The 14,825-nt window shown below is 69.1% G+C and carries 13 protein-coding genes and 4 pseudogenes; 8 read left to right on the top strand and 9 right to left on the bottom strand.

Annotation, left to right across the window (positions count from 1 at the left end; translation table 11 throughout):
• Positions 1–216: 216 nt before the first annotated feature.
• From AAFF41_RS01125 to AAFF41_RS01115, 3 genes are read right to left on the bottom strand one after another with little or no spacing between them, the layout of a single operon-like run.
• Positions 217–1,989, bottom strand: a complete 1,773-nt coding sequence (locus tag AAFF41_RS01125; protein ID WP_319752866.1) for an FtsX-like permease family protein — start codon at positions 1,987–1,989, stop codon at positions 217–219.
• Between the two features lie 2 nt (positions 1,990–1,991).
• A complete protein-coding gene (locus tag AAFF41_RS01120; protein WP_319752867.1) occupies positions 1,992–2,834 on the bottom strand; it encodes an ABC transporter ATP-binding protein in 843 nt (280 codons plus the stop codon).
• Positions 2,831–3,364, bottom strand: a complete 534-nt coding sequence (locus AAFF41_RS01115; RefSeq protein WP_319752891.1) for a PadR family transcriptional regulator — start codon at positions 3,362–3,364, stop codon at positions 2,831–2,833. The genes AAFF41_RS01120 and AAFF41_RS01115 overlap by 4 nt, the downstream gene beginning before the upstream one ends.
• Before the next feature lie 733 nt (positions 3,365–4,097).
• Here AAFF41_RS01115 and istA point away from each other — a divergent pair.
• Positions 4,098–5,570: pseudogene (gene istA, locus AAFF41_RS51300) on the top strand (IS21 family transposase).
• Positions 5,571–5,609: 39 nt separating this feature from the next.
• Here the strand turns inward: istA and AAFF41_RS01100 are convergent.
• Positions 5,610–5,891, bottom strand: coding sequence for a hypothetical protein (locus tag AAFF41_RS01100; RefSeq protein ID WP_319752892.1), 282 nt, complete (start codon positions 5,889–5,891; stop codon positions 5,610–5,612).
• A 106-nt stretch (positions 5,892–5,997) separates the two neighbouring features.
• Between AAFF41_RS01100 and istB the strand changes: the two genes are divergently transcribed.
• The gene (istB, locus tag AAFF41_RS01095; RefSeq protein WP_425526226.1) at positions 5,998–6,723 is read left to right on the top strand and encodes an IS21-like element helper ATPase IstB; all 726 of its coding nucleotides are present in this window, start codon (positions 5,998–6,000) and stop codon (positions 6,721–6,723) included.
• Positions 6,724–7,396: 673 nt separating this feature from the next.
• Here istB and AAFF41_RS01090 read toward each other — a convergent pair.
• A pseudogene (locus AAFF41_RS01090) lies at positions 7,397–7,558 on the bottom strand (short-chain dehydrogenase); the annotation flags it as partial.
• 44 nt (positions 7,559–7,602) lie between these two features.
• Between AAFF41_RS01090 and AAFF41_RS01085 the strand changes: the two are divergent.
• Together AAFF41_RS01085 and AAFF41_RS01080 are read left to right on the top strand one after the other, a co-directional pair.
• A pseudogene (locus AAFF41_RS01085) lies at positions 7,603–7,731 on the top strand (L-rhamnose mutarotase); the annotation flags it as partial.
• Between the two features lie 215 nt (positions 7,732–7,946).
• Positions 7,947–8,198, top strand: a complete 252-nt coding sequence (locus AAFF41_RS01080) for a hypothetical protein (protein ID WP_343323246.1) — start codon at positions 7,947–7,949, stop codon at positions 8,196–8,198.
• A 15-nt stretch (positions 8,199–8,213) separates the two neighbouring features.
• Here AAFF41_RS01080 and AAFF41_RS01075 read toward each other — a convergent pair whose 3' ends face one another.
• Positions 8,214–8,831: a TetR/AcrR family transcriptional regulator gene (locus AAFF41_RS01075; RefSeq protein ID WP_343323245.1), complete on the bottom strand. Its 618-nt coding sequence runs from the start codon at positions 8,829–8,831 to the stop codon at positions 8,214–8,216.
• A 69-nt stretch (positions 8,832–8,900) separates the two neighbouring features.
• Between AAFF41_RS01075 and AAFF41_RS01070 the strand changes: the two genes are divergently transcribed.
• Positions 8,901–10,235, top strand: coding sequence for an alpha/beta hydrolase (locus tag AAFF41_RS01070; RefSeq protein WP_343323244.1), 1,335 nt, complete (start codon positions 8,901–8,903; stop codon positions 10,233–10,235).
• 291 nt (positions 10,236–10,526) lie between these two features.
• Here AAFF41_RS01070 and AAFF41_RS01065 read toward each other — a convergent pair whose 3' ends face one another.
• The gene (locus AAFF41_RS01065) at positions 10,527–10,841 is read right to left on the bottom strand and encodes a transposase family protein (protein WP_343326228.1); all 315 of its coding nucleotides are present in this window, start codon (positions 10,839–10,841) and stop codon (positions 10,527–10,529) included.
• Between the two features lie 340 nt (positions 10,842–11,181).
• Between AAFF41_RS01065 and AAFF41_RS01060 the strand changes: the two genes are divergently transcribed.
• The 3 genes and pseudogenes from AAFF41_RS01060 to AAFF41_RS01045 all read left to right on the top strand — a co-directional run.
• Entirely contained in the window at positions 11,182–11,526 is a 345-nt protein-coding gene (locus tag AAFF41_RS01060) for a discoidin domain-containing protein (RefSeq protein WP_319754634.1), read from the top strand.
• A gap of 105 nt (positions 11,527–11,631) precedes the next feature.
• Entirely contained in the window at positions 11,632–12,051 is a 420-nt protein-coding gene (locus tag AAFF41_RS01055) for a PPOX class F420-dependent oxidoreductase (RefSeq protein WP_343323243.1), read from the top strand.
• Positions 12,052–12,935: 884 nt separating this feature from the next.
• A pseudogene (locus AAFF41_RS01045) lies at positions 12,936–13,082 on the top strand (ATP-binding protein); the annotation flags it as partial.
• 680 nt (positions 13,083–13,762) lie between these two features.
• Here AAFF41_RS01045 and AAFF41_RS01040 read toward each other — a convergent pair.
• Entirely contained in the window at positions 13,763–14,050 is a 288-nt protein-coding gene (locus AAFF41_RS01040; protein WP_319754636.1) for a hypothetical protein, read from the bottom strand.
• 215 nt (positions 14,051–14,265) lie between these two features.
• Positions 14,266–14,739, bottom strand: a complete 474-nt coding sequence (locus AAFF41_RS01035) for a MarR family winged helix-turn-helix transcriptional regulator (protein WP_319754637.1) — start codon at positions 14,737–14,739, stop codon at positions 14,266–14,268.
• Positions 14,740–14,825 lie beyond the last annotated feature (86 nt).

The raw sequence follows: 14,825 nt of genomic DNA, 5'->3' as shown, positions 1-14,825 counted from the left end.
GGCCGTGTCGACGGTGATGCCCGTTGGTGTCGTCGGGGAGCGGGCCGCTCTGGGTGAGGCGCTGAATGGTCGAGGAAGAACCAGATCAGAGCGCATGTGGCGACGTCGGGCCGTTCCAGGCAGATGCGTTCTTCGAGCTTGGGGCAGGGCGGTTTGACGATGAGGATGAGCACTGACGGTCGCACACCCGGTCGGCGGCCCCTGTGAACGGATCCGTCAGACGGGTTCGGTGTTGAGGGCGCGCCCGGCGGGATGGCGGGTGTGAGCCCACGCCGGCAGGGCGGTCAGCGCTCCGACTGCCGTCAGGATGACGAGTGCGGTGGTGAGCAGCCACGACGCTGGGGGCGTGACCGTGTCGCCGAACAGCCAGTACAGGCAGAGCCCGGCCGGGATACCCGCCGCCAATCCGGGCACGGCGGACAGCAGTTGTGCGACGCAGAGCGCTGAGACGGCCTGGCCGGGAGTGGCGCCGAGGGCACGCGTGATGGTCAGGGCGCGCCGGGCCTGCACGGCGGTGCTCCAGCCGAGAAGCACGGTGTTGAGCGTGGACAGCGCACCTAGCGCGAGCGTGACGGCGAGCAGCACCTGGCCGGTCTGGTCGGTCCGCACTTCGATGGGGCCGAACCGCACAAAGTCGGGGGCCGCGTTCAACTCGGTGTGCCAGGTGAGCACCGCGGTGACCATGATGGTGGTGGCGGCCGTGCTGGCGGAGGCCAGGGCGGCGCGGCCGGGCCGACGGGCGAGCAGCCGTACGCCGAGCAGCAGCGACGTGGGCAGGTAGGCCGTCATGGCGTTCAGCCGCGGGCGGTGCGTGAGCAGGTGCGCCGGGTCGGCCAGGGCGTGGACGGTGCTGGCACGGGCGGCGCGCAGGACGGGGCCGAGCGTACCGGCGAGGGCGACCACGACGGCGAGGAAGACCGTGCCGACGACGCTGTCGGTGCCCGGGGCACTGACGGTGTTGAGCAGCCCAGCACTGGGATCGGCCAGTTCGGGTGCGGCCACCGTCCCGGCGGCCAGTCCGAGCGCGGTGGCCAGGACGGTCAGCAGCAGGTACTGCGTCAGCAGTACGGCGGTGACGGTGCCGGGGCCCGCGCCGACGGCCTTGAGCAGTCCGGCACGCCGCCGGTCGCGGGCGGCGCGTAGGGCGGTGAGTGCGGCGAGGGTGACGATCGCGGCGACGGCGAGCAGCCAGCCGCCGATGACCAGAGTGGGCCGGGTGAACCGGATCATGGCCATGTCCGTGTGGAGGACGTCCTGCCAGTAGTGGTAGCTGAGCTGGCCGTCCGCCCCGCTGGCCTGGACGGCCGCGGATCTGCCGAAGGCTTCGGTCGCGGCAGGGTCGGACAGCTTCAGGTGGATCAGGTGGACCACGGGCGCATCGCCCGCCGCCGCGTGGGCGTCGGCGGTGGTGAGCCAGACCATGCCGCCGGCATCGGACGGCCCGACCTGCGCTGGGTCGCCCCAGGGATACACCGAGGTGGCCGCGCTGACCGCGGTCCCGACGACCGGGTAGCCGCGCCCGCCGACGGTGATGCTGTCACCGACATGCATGCCGAGTGACTGCGCAAAGCCGCGCTCGATCACCGCACCGCCGGGGCGCACCCAGCTGCCGGCGGTCACCAGCGGTCGGTCCACGGCGGACCGTGAGCCGCCGCGCCCCTCGACCGCGGAGTGCGCGGAACGGCCGTTCGCCCGGATGGTGGTGTCGAACGCGAAGAACGGGCCACCGAGCGCGGTCACGCCGGGTGCATGGGCGAGGCGCGCAGCGATGCCGGAAGGGTCCGGGTCCGTCGTCGAGACCATCACGTCGGGGCCGGCGGTGGCCGCGCGGGTCTTCGCGTAGGCGGTGGCCACGGTGCTGTCGATCGCCAGACCGAGGGCCAGGGCGGCGGTGGCGGCGGTGACGGCGATCAGGAACATGACGGCCTCGCCGGGACGGCGGCGCAAGTCGCGCGCGATCAGGCGCCATATCAGCAGCAGGCGTCCCACGGTCACTCCTCCCAGCTCAGCAGCGCACCGAGCCGTGTAGTGTCGCCGTGGTCGCCGCCGCTGTCCAGGCGGGTGTCGTCGGCCAACGCCCCGTCGCGCAGGGAGACGACACGGTCCGCGGTGGCGGCGACGCGCTCGTCATGGGTGACCACGACGAGGGTCTGGCCGACGGCGCGCAGTTCGCCGAAGAGGCGGAGGACGTCGTGCGTCGCGGCGCTGTCGAGGTTTCCGGTGGGTTCGTCCGCGAGGACAACGAGTGGCTCGTTGACCAGGGCACGGGCGATGGCGACCCGCTGCCGCTGCCCGCCGGAGAGTTCCGAGGGCAGATGCCGGGCCCGGTCGGCGAGCCCGACCCGGTCCAGGAGCCCGGCGGCACAGTGGCGGGCGGTGCGCGGTGAGGCGCCGGTGAGCAGCACGGGCAGCTCGACGTTCTCCGCCGCGGTCAGCTCGTCCATCAGGTGAAAATCCTGGAAGACGAAGCCGACGACCCGGCGCCGCAGCCTGGCCAGCGCCCGCTCGCCGAGGTGGTCGATGCGCTGCCCGCCGAGCCACACCTCGCCGTCGCTGGGCCGGTCAAGACCGCCGAGGAGCTGCAGCAACGTCGACTTGCCGCAGCCGCTGGGCCCGGTCACCGCGAGCGTCTGCCCGGCCGGCACGTCGAGGTCGACCCTGTCGACGGCCCGTACCAGGCTCTCATCCTCCCCGTACACCCGCGACAGGCCGACCGCCCGCAGTAGCGGCCCGTCCGCAGCACCGGGGTGGCGGCCGACCAGTCCGGCGCCCGGGCTGTCGTCCGTACTCCTCCGCCGTGACCGGCCCCTGACCCGCGGCACGTCCCTCGTCATCCGATCCTTCCGCCTCTCCCATGCGGGGCGCGGGCGGACCAGGTCCGCTCACACGCCTCCAGCCAGCGCAGATCGGCCTGCAACCGGAGCGCGATGCCCTCCAGGAGCAGTCCGGCCTCCGAGTTCGTGTCGTGAGCGAGGACGACGTGCTGGGCCTCGGCGAGGTTGCGCATCAGCTCCCGCCGTCGCGTGTCCACGAGCACGAGCGGATCGGCCAGACCCGACTCGGCGGCGGCCACCAGCTTCAGGTGGAACTCCGCCACGTCCGCTCTGGGCCCGGCGCTCTCAGCCATCCACGCGGCCACCCGTTCCTGCCCGGCCGCGGTCGGCGCGTACACCTTGCGCCGCGGGCCGCGCACCGGCGCATCCTCACGCTCCAGGACGACCAGCCCCGCCTTCTCCAGCCGGGTGAGCGTGACGTAGACCTGACCCGCGTTCAGCGTCTCGCCCAGCGGTCCGAGCGCCGCCGCCAACCGCATGCGCAGGTCGTACCCGTGCGACGGCTCCTTGACCAGCAGCGCCAGCACCACGTCCTGCAACAGACCGCCCTCCTCTGCGACGCACTATAGATAGCGGTTATCTAATAGGAACGTCAAGCCGACCCTGAACCCCATCTGCGGTTGGGAGGGCGCACCGCCTCCCCACTGCTGCAGCACGTCACACGGTGGTTCTCGGTCCCGAGACGAGACCGTGGCCCAGTACGACGCACGCGTGTCGGCCACCATTTGACCGCGCTCGGACCTTCAAGAAACCTTCGTCTTCTGAAGATCGCACGCGCCAGTTTCGACCGGCAGCCAGAAGCTGGAATGGCAGATCGGTGTCCTCGCCGCCGCCGACTGGCGGACTGGCTGCCCCTGCACCTACACCGCCGGCCGGTGACCCCCGTGCACGAGTGAACGAAGGCGTCCCGAGATCGACCGCCCGGCGGCCCAACTCCGCAGCTACGGATAGCCGGGATCACCAGTAATCGCCCGGGCGCTGGTCGCACACCTGGGCGTCGGGCTTGCAGTGGGTGCAGGCACGCACGCCCGAGGTGAGAAGTCAGCGTGCTTCGTCGCGCGTGACGGCGGCCGTGGCAAAGTCCAGGTGTGCGGCCAGCCGAGTCCAGGCTGATGGCCACCGGAAATCCAGGTGCATGGCCGTCTGACCAGTGGTGTTCCTGATCACTTCTTTAACTGGAGGGGCCCCTCCGCCCGTTTGCTGGTGTTTGCGCGCATCAGCTACGGCCGGAGAGGTCCTGTGACGAAGTCTGACACGGAGATTATGGAAATCCTTGAGGCGTACGACCTGACCGGGACGGTCTGGTCGGCGGCGAACTTGACGGGGCACGATCCGAAGACGGTCAAGCGGTATGTCGAGGCCCGCAACGGCGGGCGCAATCCCTATGAGCGAGAGCCGCGGCCGAAGATGATCGACGCGTTCCTGGAAAAGGTCGAGGAGTGGGTCGAGCAGTCGAAGGCGACGATCCGCGCCGATGTGGTCCACGAGAAGCTCGTGAAGATGGGCTACCGAGGCAGCGAACGCTCGACGAGACGGGCGGTGAATACGGCGAAGACCGCGTGGAAGGCGGGCAAGCGCCGGACGTACCGGCCGTGGATTCCCGAGCCGGGCCGGTGGCTGCAGTTCGACTGGGGTGAGGGGCCGCGCATCGCGGGGCGTCGGACCTGGCTGTTCTGCGCGTGGCTGTCCTGGTCGCGGTTTCGGGTGGTGATCCCGGTCTGGGACTGCACGTTGGGCACGTTGGTGGCCTGCCTGGACACCACGCTCAGGCGGATCGGCGGGGCGCCGACGTATGTGTTGACCGACAACGCGAAGACGGTCACCGTCGAGCACATCGCCGGGATCCCGGTACGTCATCCGCAGATGGTCGCCGCGGGCCGTCATTACGGCTGCCAGGTGGTCAGTTGCGTGCCCTACGACCCCGAGTCGAAGGGCGGTGCGGAGGCCACGGTCCGTATCGTGAAGGCCGACCTGTGCCCACCAGCACAAACCTGCTGGCCGCCTACGATACCTTCGCCGAGCTCGCGGATGCCTGCCTGACCTGGTGTGATGCGGTGAACTCGCGCCGTCACCGGGCGACCGGGCAGATACCCGCGAGCCGTCTGGACGTCGAACGCACCACGCTGCATGTCCTGCCCATCGAGCCGTTCGCGCTCGCACTGGGCGAAGAACGGCTGGTCGGCTCGGACCGCACCATCAGCTTCAACTCGGTGCGCTACTCGACCCCGCCGGGGTATACCGGAGTGAGAGTGTGGTGCCGGGTGGTCGGTGAGGAACTCTCCATCACCGCCCGCACCAACTCCGGTGACCTGCTCGAGATTTGGCGCCACCAGCTTTCCACTCCGGGTGTTCCGCAGATCATCGACGCGCACTACCCCGACCACCCGGACGGCCGCAGCATCCACCAGCCGAGGCTGCAGCCCTGCTCGGAGGCGGAGATCGCGTTCGTGGGCATCGGTCCCGGGGCCGGGCGCTGGCTCAAGGAGGCCGGACCCGCCGGCGCCACCCGCATCCGCGCCAAGATGGCCCGCGCGGTCGAGCTCCACCGTCCTGGGCAACGACAAAGTCGACCAGGCCCTCGGTCTGGCGGCCACGGCCGGGCGCTTCGCCGACAGCGACCTGCTCTCGATCCTGGGACACATCGCCGACAGTAAGCCCGCCGGCGAGATCGTCCGCGCGGACGAGTCCCACTCCGTCCAGAACGGAACCATCGGCTGGCAGGCCTTGGGCCAGTAGGCAACGGCCCCAAGAAAGTTGAAGCCCAGCCGAGCGGGGTCAGTCGCCGATGAACCACAGATACAGGTGCAGCCCACGCTCGACGACCTGGCACAACTCGCGGGCCTGAGCGACCCATTCACCACCGCAGGCGGCCGGAAGCCGGTCGAGTTCCGCCAGCAGCAGCGGCATTTGCCGCTGGTTGAACACCGCATCCCCATACGGGGTCAGGGCGAAGAGCATCGGGAAGTCCGCCGGGTCCAGATCCGCGAAGTCAGCGGTCCACACCACACCGGCCTTGGCGCGAGCCACGACGTCCCCGCTGTCACCACGCACCGCCATATTGATCACCCGCCGAGCCTATCGGCGGTTACCTCGACCAGCGAAGGAATATACGACTGTGACGTTTCCCCAGGCCCCGGCCCTGCCCGAGGAGTTGGACAGGCTGATGCGCCGGATGCGCCTGCCCTATATGCGCAAAGCCGCTCCCGACGTGCTGGCCACCGCCCGCGCGCAACGCTGGGACCCCGCCGAGGTCCTGCGACTGCTGATCGCTGAGGAGGCCACCGGCCGCGACGCCGCCACCCGGCGTCTCCGCCGGCACTCGGCGAACTTCCCCACCGGCAAAACCCTGGGCTCCTGGCGGGCCGAGGACTCCACCATCCCCGAACCCACCCAGAACTCCCTGACCACCCTGGAATGGATCGGCCGCGCCGAGAACTTGGTGATCGCTGGCCCGTCGGGGACGGGCAAGAGCCACTTCACCGAGGGCCTGGCCCAGGCCGCGATCGAAAGCGACCTGCGAGTGTCCTGGTTCACCCTGGAGACACTCAGCGCCGCGATCGGCAAGTCGAAGGTCGACGGGTCCACCGCACGGACCGTCGCCCGGATCTGCCGGGCCGATTTGATCGTCATCGATGACATTGGCCTGCTGCCCGTCGGGGAGGACGCCGCCGAGGCGTTCTACCGGATCATCGACGCGGCCTACGAACGCCGGTCCATCGCGGTGAGCAGCAATATCCACCCTTCGGGCTTCGACACGATCATGCCGAAGACTCTCGCGGGCGCGAGCACTGACCGCCTCATGCACCACGCTCACCTCGTGACCACCACCGGCGACTCGCACCGCCTCGCCGAGGCCCTCGCCGGGAAAGGAGTGGTCCCCTTGAACTGACCCCCACCCCGGGAACACCATTGGCCGCACGTCTGGGTTTCTGATGGCCACCAGCCTGGACACCCCGCGGCCACTCACCTGGGCATCTCAATGGCCGTTGACAGCGCGGGAGAGAGGCGCCGTAGCGGGCCGAGTAACCGGAGGCGACGTGCAGGTGCGCATTCCCGGGGGGCGACACGTCCACCTCCGATCACACGCGCCTCAGTTCAAGCCGCATGGCTGGAACTGTCGCTAATGTATCGAACGTAGTTCGAACAACGCAGCTCTTCTATCGTGGGCGTCGCTCCCGTACGAGGTGTGACCGGCCCGGGCAGCTATCGCGCCCCGGCCTGCGCAGATCTGCTTGGCTCGCAGTGGCGCGTCCGTGCTGGCCAGCAGGGCGAGCACGGGCCAGTCGCCCTCCGGGGGGCACCTCGCCGGTCGCCAGGTTGACCCCTGGCGTGACGGGCGCGGACAGATCGTCCGGATTCGCATCTCCGGAGCGGGACGGCTCGAACTGCAGCGTTGGAGAGATGTGTTTGGCGCCCAGAGTGGCCGGGGTCTCTCGGGTGATCTCCAGCCGGGACAGCTCGTCCTCGGCAGCCGCAATCCCGTGTACTCGAGGTAGCTGAACAGCAGTCCGTCCCGCAGGAAGATGGAGTAGTTGCCGATGTTGGCCCGCTTGAGGGCCGCCAGTGCCCGTCGTGGAGGCGGCCGCGGGAGAGGCCAGATAGGCGACCTCGTCGGCACTGACCAGGCGGCCGTGCGGCTGCCTGGCCGCCAGCGCCGCGCGCTCCGCCGCCGGGTCGTTCGCCCGCTCAAGGAGTCGGCCGACCCACGGCCTGGCCGTGGACGGCGGCATGGACGGACTGCTGCTGCGGAAGGAGGGCTGATCGGGATGGAGCGCTCGGCGCCGACCCGGTCTCTCGCGAGTGGTGGGCGTTGACCGACCCGTGCCAGCAACCACTGGACACCGTGACCGAGGGGCAGTGGTGGGCTCCCGCCGAAGAGATCTTCCACCTCGGCTGAGGTTGGTGAGGGGTCCGGCCTCCAGTGCGGCGGTCAGCTCGATGCAGTCGCCGACGGTGATGTCCCCCTGCAGGAGTCGGCGGCGCGACACGCCCGGACACTTCGGGGCGCCGAGATTGTCGCCCACTACTTTTAGCAACTCGCCTGCGAGCGGCCCCGTCGGTCCGTGAACTGGGTAGTTCGGATAAGCCTGCATCCGCTGCCCCGTTCTCCAGGTGGATCCTCGCCAGAGGCCACGCCTCATCGAGATCATCCAGAGCCTCCGCGAGCGCATCACCGAGGCCCGCGCCAACGGCTGGCTCGGCGAGGTTGGGGGACTCCAGGTCAGCTTCGATGCTGCGATGGCCAAGCTCAACAGCCTCAAGCGATCTCCAACCGATGGCCGGCCGCAGCTGGTCGACCTTGGCATGCCGGTCTTCACCGACCATGCACCCTCGCCCCGGCAGGGACCGGGAGGGCGCGGATAACCGGCCCTGATCCTGTCAGTGAGCGAGTTCGGCTTGGCGAAGGCTGCGGAACACCGCCGGGGTCGCCCACCCGCGCAACGTGGCGTGAATCGTCGAGCGGAATGCGGTCTCGGCCGTGGCGGCGTCGAGGGCCCCGGCCAGTTCGAGAGTCACCAGTCCGTGCAGGGTGGCCCAGATCGACAGGGCGATCGACGTTGCATCGCCGACGAGGACGGACGCCGCCAACGCGCGATCGATCGCCGCGAGGAGCGGAAGGATCGGGTCACTGGCACCGACCTCCCCCGACGGGTCGAAGGACTGCACACCACCGAACAGCACCGTGTACAGATGGGTGTGTCCGCGCCCCCAACGACGGTAGGCGACAGCCAGCGCATAGAGGTCGGCAAGAGGGTCTGCGGAGGTCTTCACCGCCGACAGGTCCTGGAACAGGCCAGCGACGGCTCTGTCGCGCACCGCACCGATCAGCCCGTCCTTACCGCCGAACAACGAATACACCGCCGTCGTCGACGCCTCGGCAGCAGCGGCCACGGCGCGGACCGTGAGCGACTCCCGCGGACGGGTGGCAAGCATCTCGGTCGCGCACTCCACAAGCCGCTCTTTGACGGCCTCGTCGTTTGTTCTCGGCCTACCCACGGCCAGCAGCCTACCTCGGTTTGATAACGTCGTTTTGAAACGACGTTCTGAAACTGTCGGAGGTCCGCTATGCCCACGCTCGCCATACGTCTTGTCCGCTTCACCGGACGCTTACTGCTGGCCCTGGCCGCCGTCGCGATGCTGGTCGTCGTCTTTCTCGCACTGATCGCCCTCACAGACGGGGCAGGCTCGGGGCTCGCCGCATGGTTGACGACCCTTGGAGTCGGGGCTGTCCTCGCGACGTGGCGGGGCCGGCGCCGCACTTGGCCGGCACGGCTCGTGCCGTTCCTGCCGGTGGCTGTCGCGGCGGCGTTGACGGCGGCGGTCTGCATCCCGACCGTGCCGACGGCCCGGCGGTACCCGCCCGTCCTGCCGTTCGTGACCACGCAGCACTGGAGCCTGACCACGGGCAGCCGGGTCGCGGCGTACCACTACCCGCCCGCGCACCCCAGTCTCCGGCATCCCATCCCGCTCGTGTACCTCAACGGCGGGCCAGTCCGTGGCATCTCAGTGCTCGACCACCGGTTCCTGCAACTCCTGGCCCGCCAGGGCTACGACGTCTACGCCTACGAACAGGCCGGCGGCGGACGCAGCGACCTGCTCCCCATAGGCCAGTACACGATCTCCAGGCCGGTCAGCGACCTTGCCGCTTTCATCGACCACCTGAACAAAGGCAAGGTCGACATCCTCGGATTCTCTTCAGGCGGGGCCGTGCTCACCCGAGCCCTGGCCGACCCGCGCGTCGCCGGACGCTTGCACCGGGCGATCATCGCCGAGCCCGGCCCCATGGATGGCCCCACCGCACACATCACCGGGCACAAGGGCCGAAAATCCGCTCGCGGCCTCGCGCCGGCCCCGACCGGACCGCGATCGACACACGTCCCCCGGTACGCCGTGGCATTCGGCCTCATGCGGCTCGGACTCCTTAGCCCCGACACAGGACTGATCGGACAGGCCGAAGGCGACAACGCCTTCACCGCCGCAGACCTCGGCAGCGACACCGCATCCGCATACTGCGTGCGCGACGCGCACCGCATCCCCGCCGAGGACACCGCACAAAACTTCTCCTTCAGCCCCGCCGCCAGCCTCCGCATCCAGCAGACGGTCAAGGACTCACCCTCCATCGCCTCACAACTGAGGCAGTCCCGGACCCCCGCGATGCTGATGATCGCCGAGTGCTCCTCCCAGATCCGTCAATGGGAGACCACCGTCCTTACCAATGACCCCGCCATCCAGCGCACGCAGTACATGCCCGGAGTCGGACACCACATGTGGAACGGCCTGGACGACAACAACGACCGAGCCGCCGCCGTCATCACCGCGTTCCTTCAGGACAAGCCAGCACCCCTGCCGAACTACCCGACTCGCGACGAGATCCCTACCTTCCTGCGCGATCACAAATGAAGACGTTGAGGCCCGTCACCGGCAACGGCTGGCGAACCCTCGAAGCCGTCCGGGCCCTGAGTCAGTCACTGCCAGGGACGAGCTCTTAGTCCGGAAAAGGGCATGCGGCCTCACCGAGCTGCTTGCCCGCGAAGTGCGCGACCGCGGCCGTGAGGTCGAAGTCGAGCACCTTCACGTCCATCTGCCGCGCGTGCTCAAGACGCCCGCCAACGGCACCGCCCACCCCAGCCCCACGCAGGAGGCCACCCGATGAAGCGTCCCTTCCACCGCTGCGGCCACGCGCCCGGCGCCCTAAGAGGCCATCTCATTTGGCTCGGTCGGTAGGGCGCCGGCCCGGCCCGCGAGGGCGAGACCGATCGCAGCCAAGGTCGAGCGCAACCGCTCGGTCCGCTGGCCGTGCTTTCGGGTCAGACCGGGTATCTGCTCGACGAACGTGTGACGTCCACACTCGGCGTTCCGGCAGGTGAACCGGCGGACCCGCAGCTGGAGTACGACGCTTCGTCCCACACTCGGAACATCAGCGGGAAACCGCAGGTAGGAGCGGTGAACCCGGCAGGACCACGTTCCGCAACCCGGACACGAGGCACCCGCGGCGGTGCACTGCACACCAACACGCGCTATCGCGATGTTCACGTCCACCGACAGCACCGCGACGTCGTCGATCGACGGGAACAGCAGCTCCTCCAGTCGGAGCAAGGCCTCTTTCACAGTCCCGAACTGTCAGGTCAGTCACTCCTGCCACTGCTCGTTTTGAGGCAACTTCCGGAGGCTCAAAGGAAGTTCAGCGGTCACTCACCGTGCACGGGCCACACAACCTGAACCAGAACCTGAGATTGGACAGCAGATGTTCATGACTTGGGAGGCAGCACAGCACACCGAGCATTCGAACGCTGACTGAGCCACCTGCCGCCGTCAGAGACGACGGTCAGCACACGCGTGCGCTGCGTTGCTCCTCCACGGCGGTGGCCGGTGCTGTTCCCACGAGGATGAGAAAACACGTTGGCTTGCCGGGGTGGACCTCGGGGCTGCGCGGAGCGTCTCCCGCGTGGTGCTCCGGCTCCCCGCCGGCTGGGGCGCCCGCACCCAGACGCTGTCCCTGCAGGCCGGCGCGGACGGCTCCACCTTCACCACCGTGAAGGCCGCAGCCGCCTACGCCTTCGACCCGGCGGCGGACAACACCGTCACCCTCACCTTGCCCGCCACCGTCCAGCGCTGGTTCCGGCTGACGGTCACGGCCAACAGCGGCTGGCCGGCCGGTCAGCTCTCGGAGTTCGAGGTCCGGAGTTCGTAGCACCAGACCCGGGTGCGCGCGGGGCGGTGCGTGCGCGCGGCGCTGCCCCGGGCAATCATGCTGGTGATCGAGAAGCGTCCCGCCTTACGCCGTGGAGGATGACCCGTGTCGAAGCCGCCCCTGCCCGAAGCCGCCGTCGCCATGCTGGAGAAAGCCAACCCCGCCGTCATCTGCACGCTGCGCCGGGACGGCCAGCCGGTGTCCGCGGCCACCTGGTACCTGTGGGACCACGGGCGTGTGCTCATCAACATGGACGAGGGGCGCGTCCGGCTCCAGCACGTGCGCAACGACCCCAGGGTCTCGCTCACCGTGCTCGACGAGGGCGGCTGGTACACCCATGTGACCATCATCGGCCGCGTCGTCGACCTGCAGGAGGACACCGACCTGTCCGGCATCGACCGGCTGTCCCGCCAGTACCTGGGCAAGGACTACGGGCAGCGCGACCGGCGCCGCTACAGCGCGTGGATCGAGATCGACCGCTGGCACGGATGGGGTGCGCTGAAGGACAATGAGCAGCCCGGCTGACGCGGCCGCGGATCCATACGCGGATCCGTGCGCCCTGACCGCCGTACGACATACGGCGGTCAGGGCGCACGCGGTGCTCCCCGCCGCCGCCGGCGTGCGGGGAACCCTTCAGCACACCTTGGTCCGGCTGCCAGCCGTTCGCAGCCCGTGGATGCGCGCGATCCTCAAGAAGCTCGCCCAGGGCGGATCGGCAGCCTGTTCTGATCGCCTGGCAATCGAACAGCGCCAGACTCTCCTGCCTCCCCAACCGGTTACTCAGCGTGCCCTCACCACACAACCTGAGCCAGAACCCGAGTTGTGACGGCGGTTGTACACGGGTTTGGGAGGCGCCCGTTTCCACGGTCGGGTGATGTTCACGAGTTTTGAAGGCAGTGGGGGGCTTGCCAGGCCAGCATCGGAGTGTTTCCGGTGAAAGGTCCTGGTCATGCCGCAGATGTCGAAGGTCGAGCTGTACGCGGCGATCCGGCGGGACCACCGGGCCGGCGTGACGATGCGGGAGCTGGAGCGCAAGTACAACGTCGCCTGGCGGACGGTGCGCAGGGCTCTGGACTCGGCGTGGCCGGAGCCGCGCAAGCCGTTGCCGCCGCGGCCGTCGGCGCTGGATCCGTACAAGGCGGTGATCGACGGGATCCTGCGGGCGGACCTGGACGCGCCGCGCAAGCAGCGGCACACGGTCACGAGGATCTTCCACCGTCTGGTCGAGGAGCACGGCGCGAACGTGTCGTATCCGATGGTCAGGCGGTATGTCGCCGACCGGAAGCCGCAGATCGCGGTGGAGGCGGGCAAGGCGCCCATCGAGGCGTTCGTCCCGCAGACCCATCCGCCCGGCATGGAGGCGGAGGTCGACTTCGGCGACGTGGCGGTGCGGCTCGCGGGCGAGCTGGTGGACCAAGACCTTCACCGACCCACGTCTCTGCGCGGCCATCGTCGACCGGCTCACCTTCAACGGCACGATCATCGAAACCGGCACCGACTCCTACCGCCTCGCCTCCACCCGGGCCCGAGCCGAGGAACCCGCCAAGGCCGGCTGACACCTGCAGGCCCCCAGCCGACGGCCCGCCGTCCTCACGGGCGGCGGGCCGTCAAAGCATCAACATCACCCGGATGCCGGGTCGTCCGGGTGCTCAGTGCGTTTATGGGCACGTCGCAAGAGGTGCCTCGCCAGCAACGTCACCCAGACGGCCAGAAGGACGGCCGCGATGCCCCTCAGCCAGGGCGGGGTGCTGCTGCTGGCTGCTGTTAGTGCATAGAACAGGATGCATACGCCCATCCACCCCGGACTGCTGAAGAACTCAGCCCTCGGGTTGCGTGTCGCCCCCACCCTCCACCTGCCCTCTCCAGTCTCCGCGCAGGCCACTCCAGCCGAAGTGAAGTTGCCATGACAGAAGGATATGGCCGCCGGACGACTGCTTCTGGGCCGAAGGCTCCTCCGAGCAACGGCCTGTCAGCCGCTGCGTCAGGCACTGACGTCATTTCTGGTGGACATCCACGAGCCTCAAGATCACCAACTGCTGCCCAAACCGGCGCACAAACGCTGCTGCTTGAAGTGAACGAAGCCACGTGGCAGCAGCCTGGATGCGCACTCGGAAGAAGAAGCACGCGAGGACCGAGAGCAAGGACTGATATCCGCCTCAGCCGAGTGAGAGCGCGGGAGCACAGCCGGGGGAGGTCGGGCGCCGCACTCCTCCACTCCAGCAGAAGCCTGGTCGGGTCAGCGCAGGCGGACCACGGTGACCACTGCATGTCGGGTGGTGCCTGCCACGACTTCCATGACGACCTTCCCGCTCACGGGTGTGTAGGCGTCGCCGCCCTGCGTGTATGCGCGCCTGGGCTGGGGGACCAGGCGCGGGGCGATCCGGGTGGGCAGGGTCGTGGTCAGGCGCTGGGACAGCGCGACGCGCCCGTCGGGGAGCCGTACGGCGAGTGCCCGCGGCTGGCGCGCGGTGCCGGTGAACCCGGCGAGGGCCGCCTCGATCGTGTCCGCGTGGCGGATCTTCAACCACTCCGGCGCGGCCGGCCCGGTAGGGGGAAGTGGTGCGTTTGGCGACGATGCCTTCGATAGCGACCCCAACGAGCTGATGCCATAGCGGTTACGCGCCCTGAAGAGCCGTCGCCACACTGACGGGCCGGGCCCCAAAGGAGACCGGCCTGTCACGTCGCTGCGTCAGGAACTGGTACAGCAGCACGAGCGGTGGTTCCCCCGAGGACGACTCCTCAGATCGGCCCCCCGGCTCCCCGGGGTGCGCTGGCGCCGTCCATGGATGCCGGATTCAGTGACGCCAACAGCTTCACCAGCAGTGAGTGCACCTGCTCCTGCTCCAGCGGCGTCAGCGCTTCCAGAGCGTCGGCGTGGGTGGCGTCCACCACGCTGCTGGCCTCCGCCGAGAGCCGCAGGCCCGCCTCGGTGGCGTGCAGTCGGTGCGTGCGCCTGTCGCCGGGGGTAGTCCGGCGCTCCAGAAGCCCCCGCTCGACCAGCCCGTTGACCGCGGTTCCCATGGACTGAGGGGTGATCGCCGTCCTGCGCGCCGCGGTCGCACTGGAGACACCCGGATCGAGGATGGCCTGAGTCAGGGCGCTGTTCTGGGCGAGGGTCAGTTGGAACGGACGCAGTGCGCGCTCGACCCGGGACGCCACGATCTGGCCGATCTGCCAGGCCACATGGCCCGTGCGCTGGACGGAATGTTTCACGCGGCGGATCCCTTTGTAAGTCAGCTGATTATGATGTACAAGATATTATCAGTTGGCTTCTATTCTAGGAATCTGTTTGCGATGGC

The sequence above is a fragment of the Streptomyces mirabilis genome (genome assembly GCF_039503195.1).
In the GTDB taxonomy this organism is placed as follows: domain Bacteria; phylum Actinomycetota; class Actinomycetes; order Streptomycetales; family Streptomycetaceae; genus Streptomyces; species Streptomyces mirabilis_D.
This window is presented reverse-complemented; position numbering and strand designations above follow the sequence as displayed.

Excerpts from the sequence above, each read along its gene's own strand:
- AAFF41_RS01120 (WP_319752867.1), bottom strand. The coding sequence starts at position 2,834 with ATGACGAGGGACGTGCCGCGGGTCAGGGGCCGGTCACGGCGGAGGAGT.
- AAFF41_RS01100 (WP_319752892.1), bottom strand. The coding sequence starts at position 5,891 with ATGGCGGTGCGTGGTGACAGCGGGGACGTCGTGGCTCGCGCCAAGGCC.
- istB (WP_425526226.1), top strand. The coding sequence starts at position 5,998 with ATGCGCCGGATGCGCCTGCCCTATATGCGCAAAGCCGCTCCCGACGTG.
- AAFF41_RS01070 (WP_343323244.1), top strand. The coding sequence starts at position 8,901 with ATGCCCACGCTCGCCATACGTCTTGTCCGCTTCACCGGACGCTTACTG.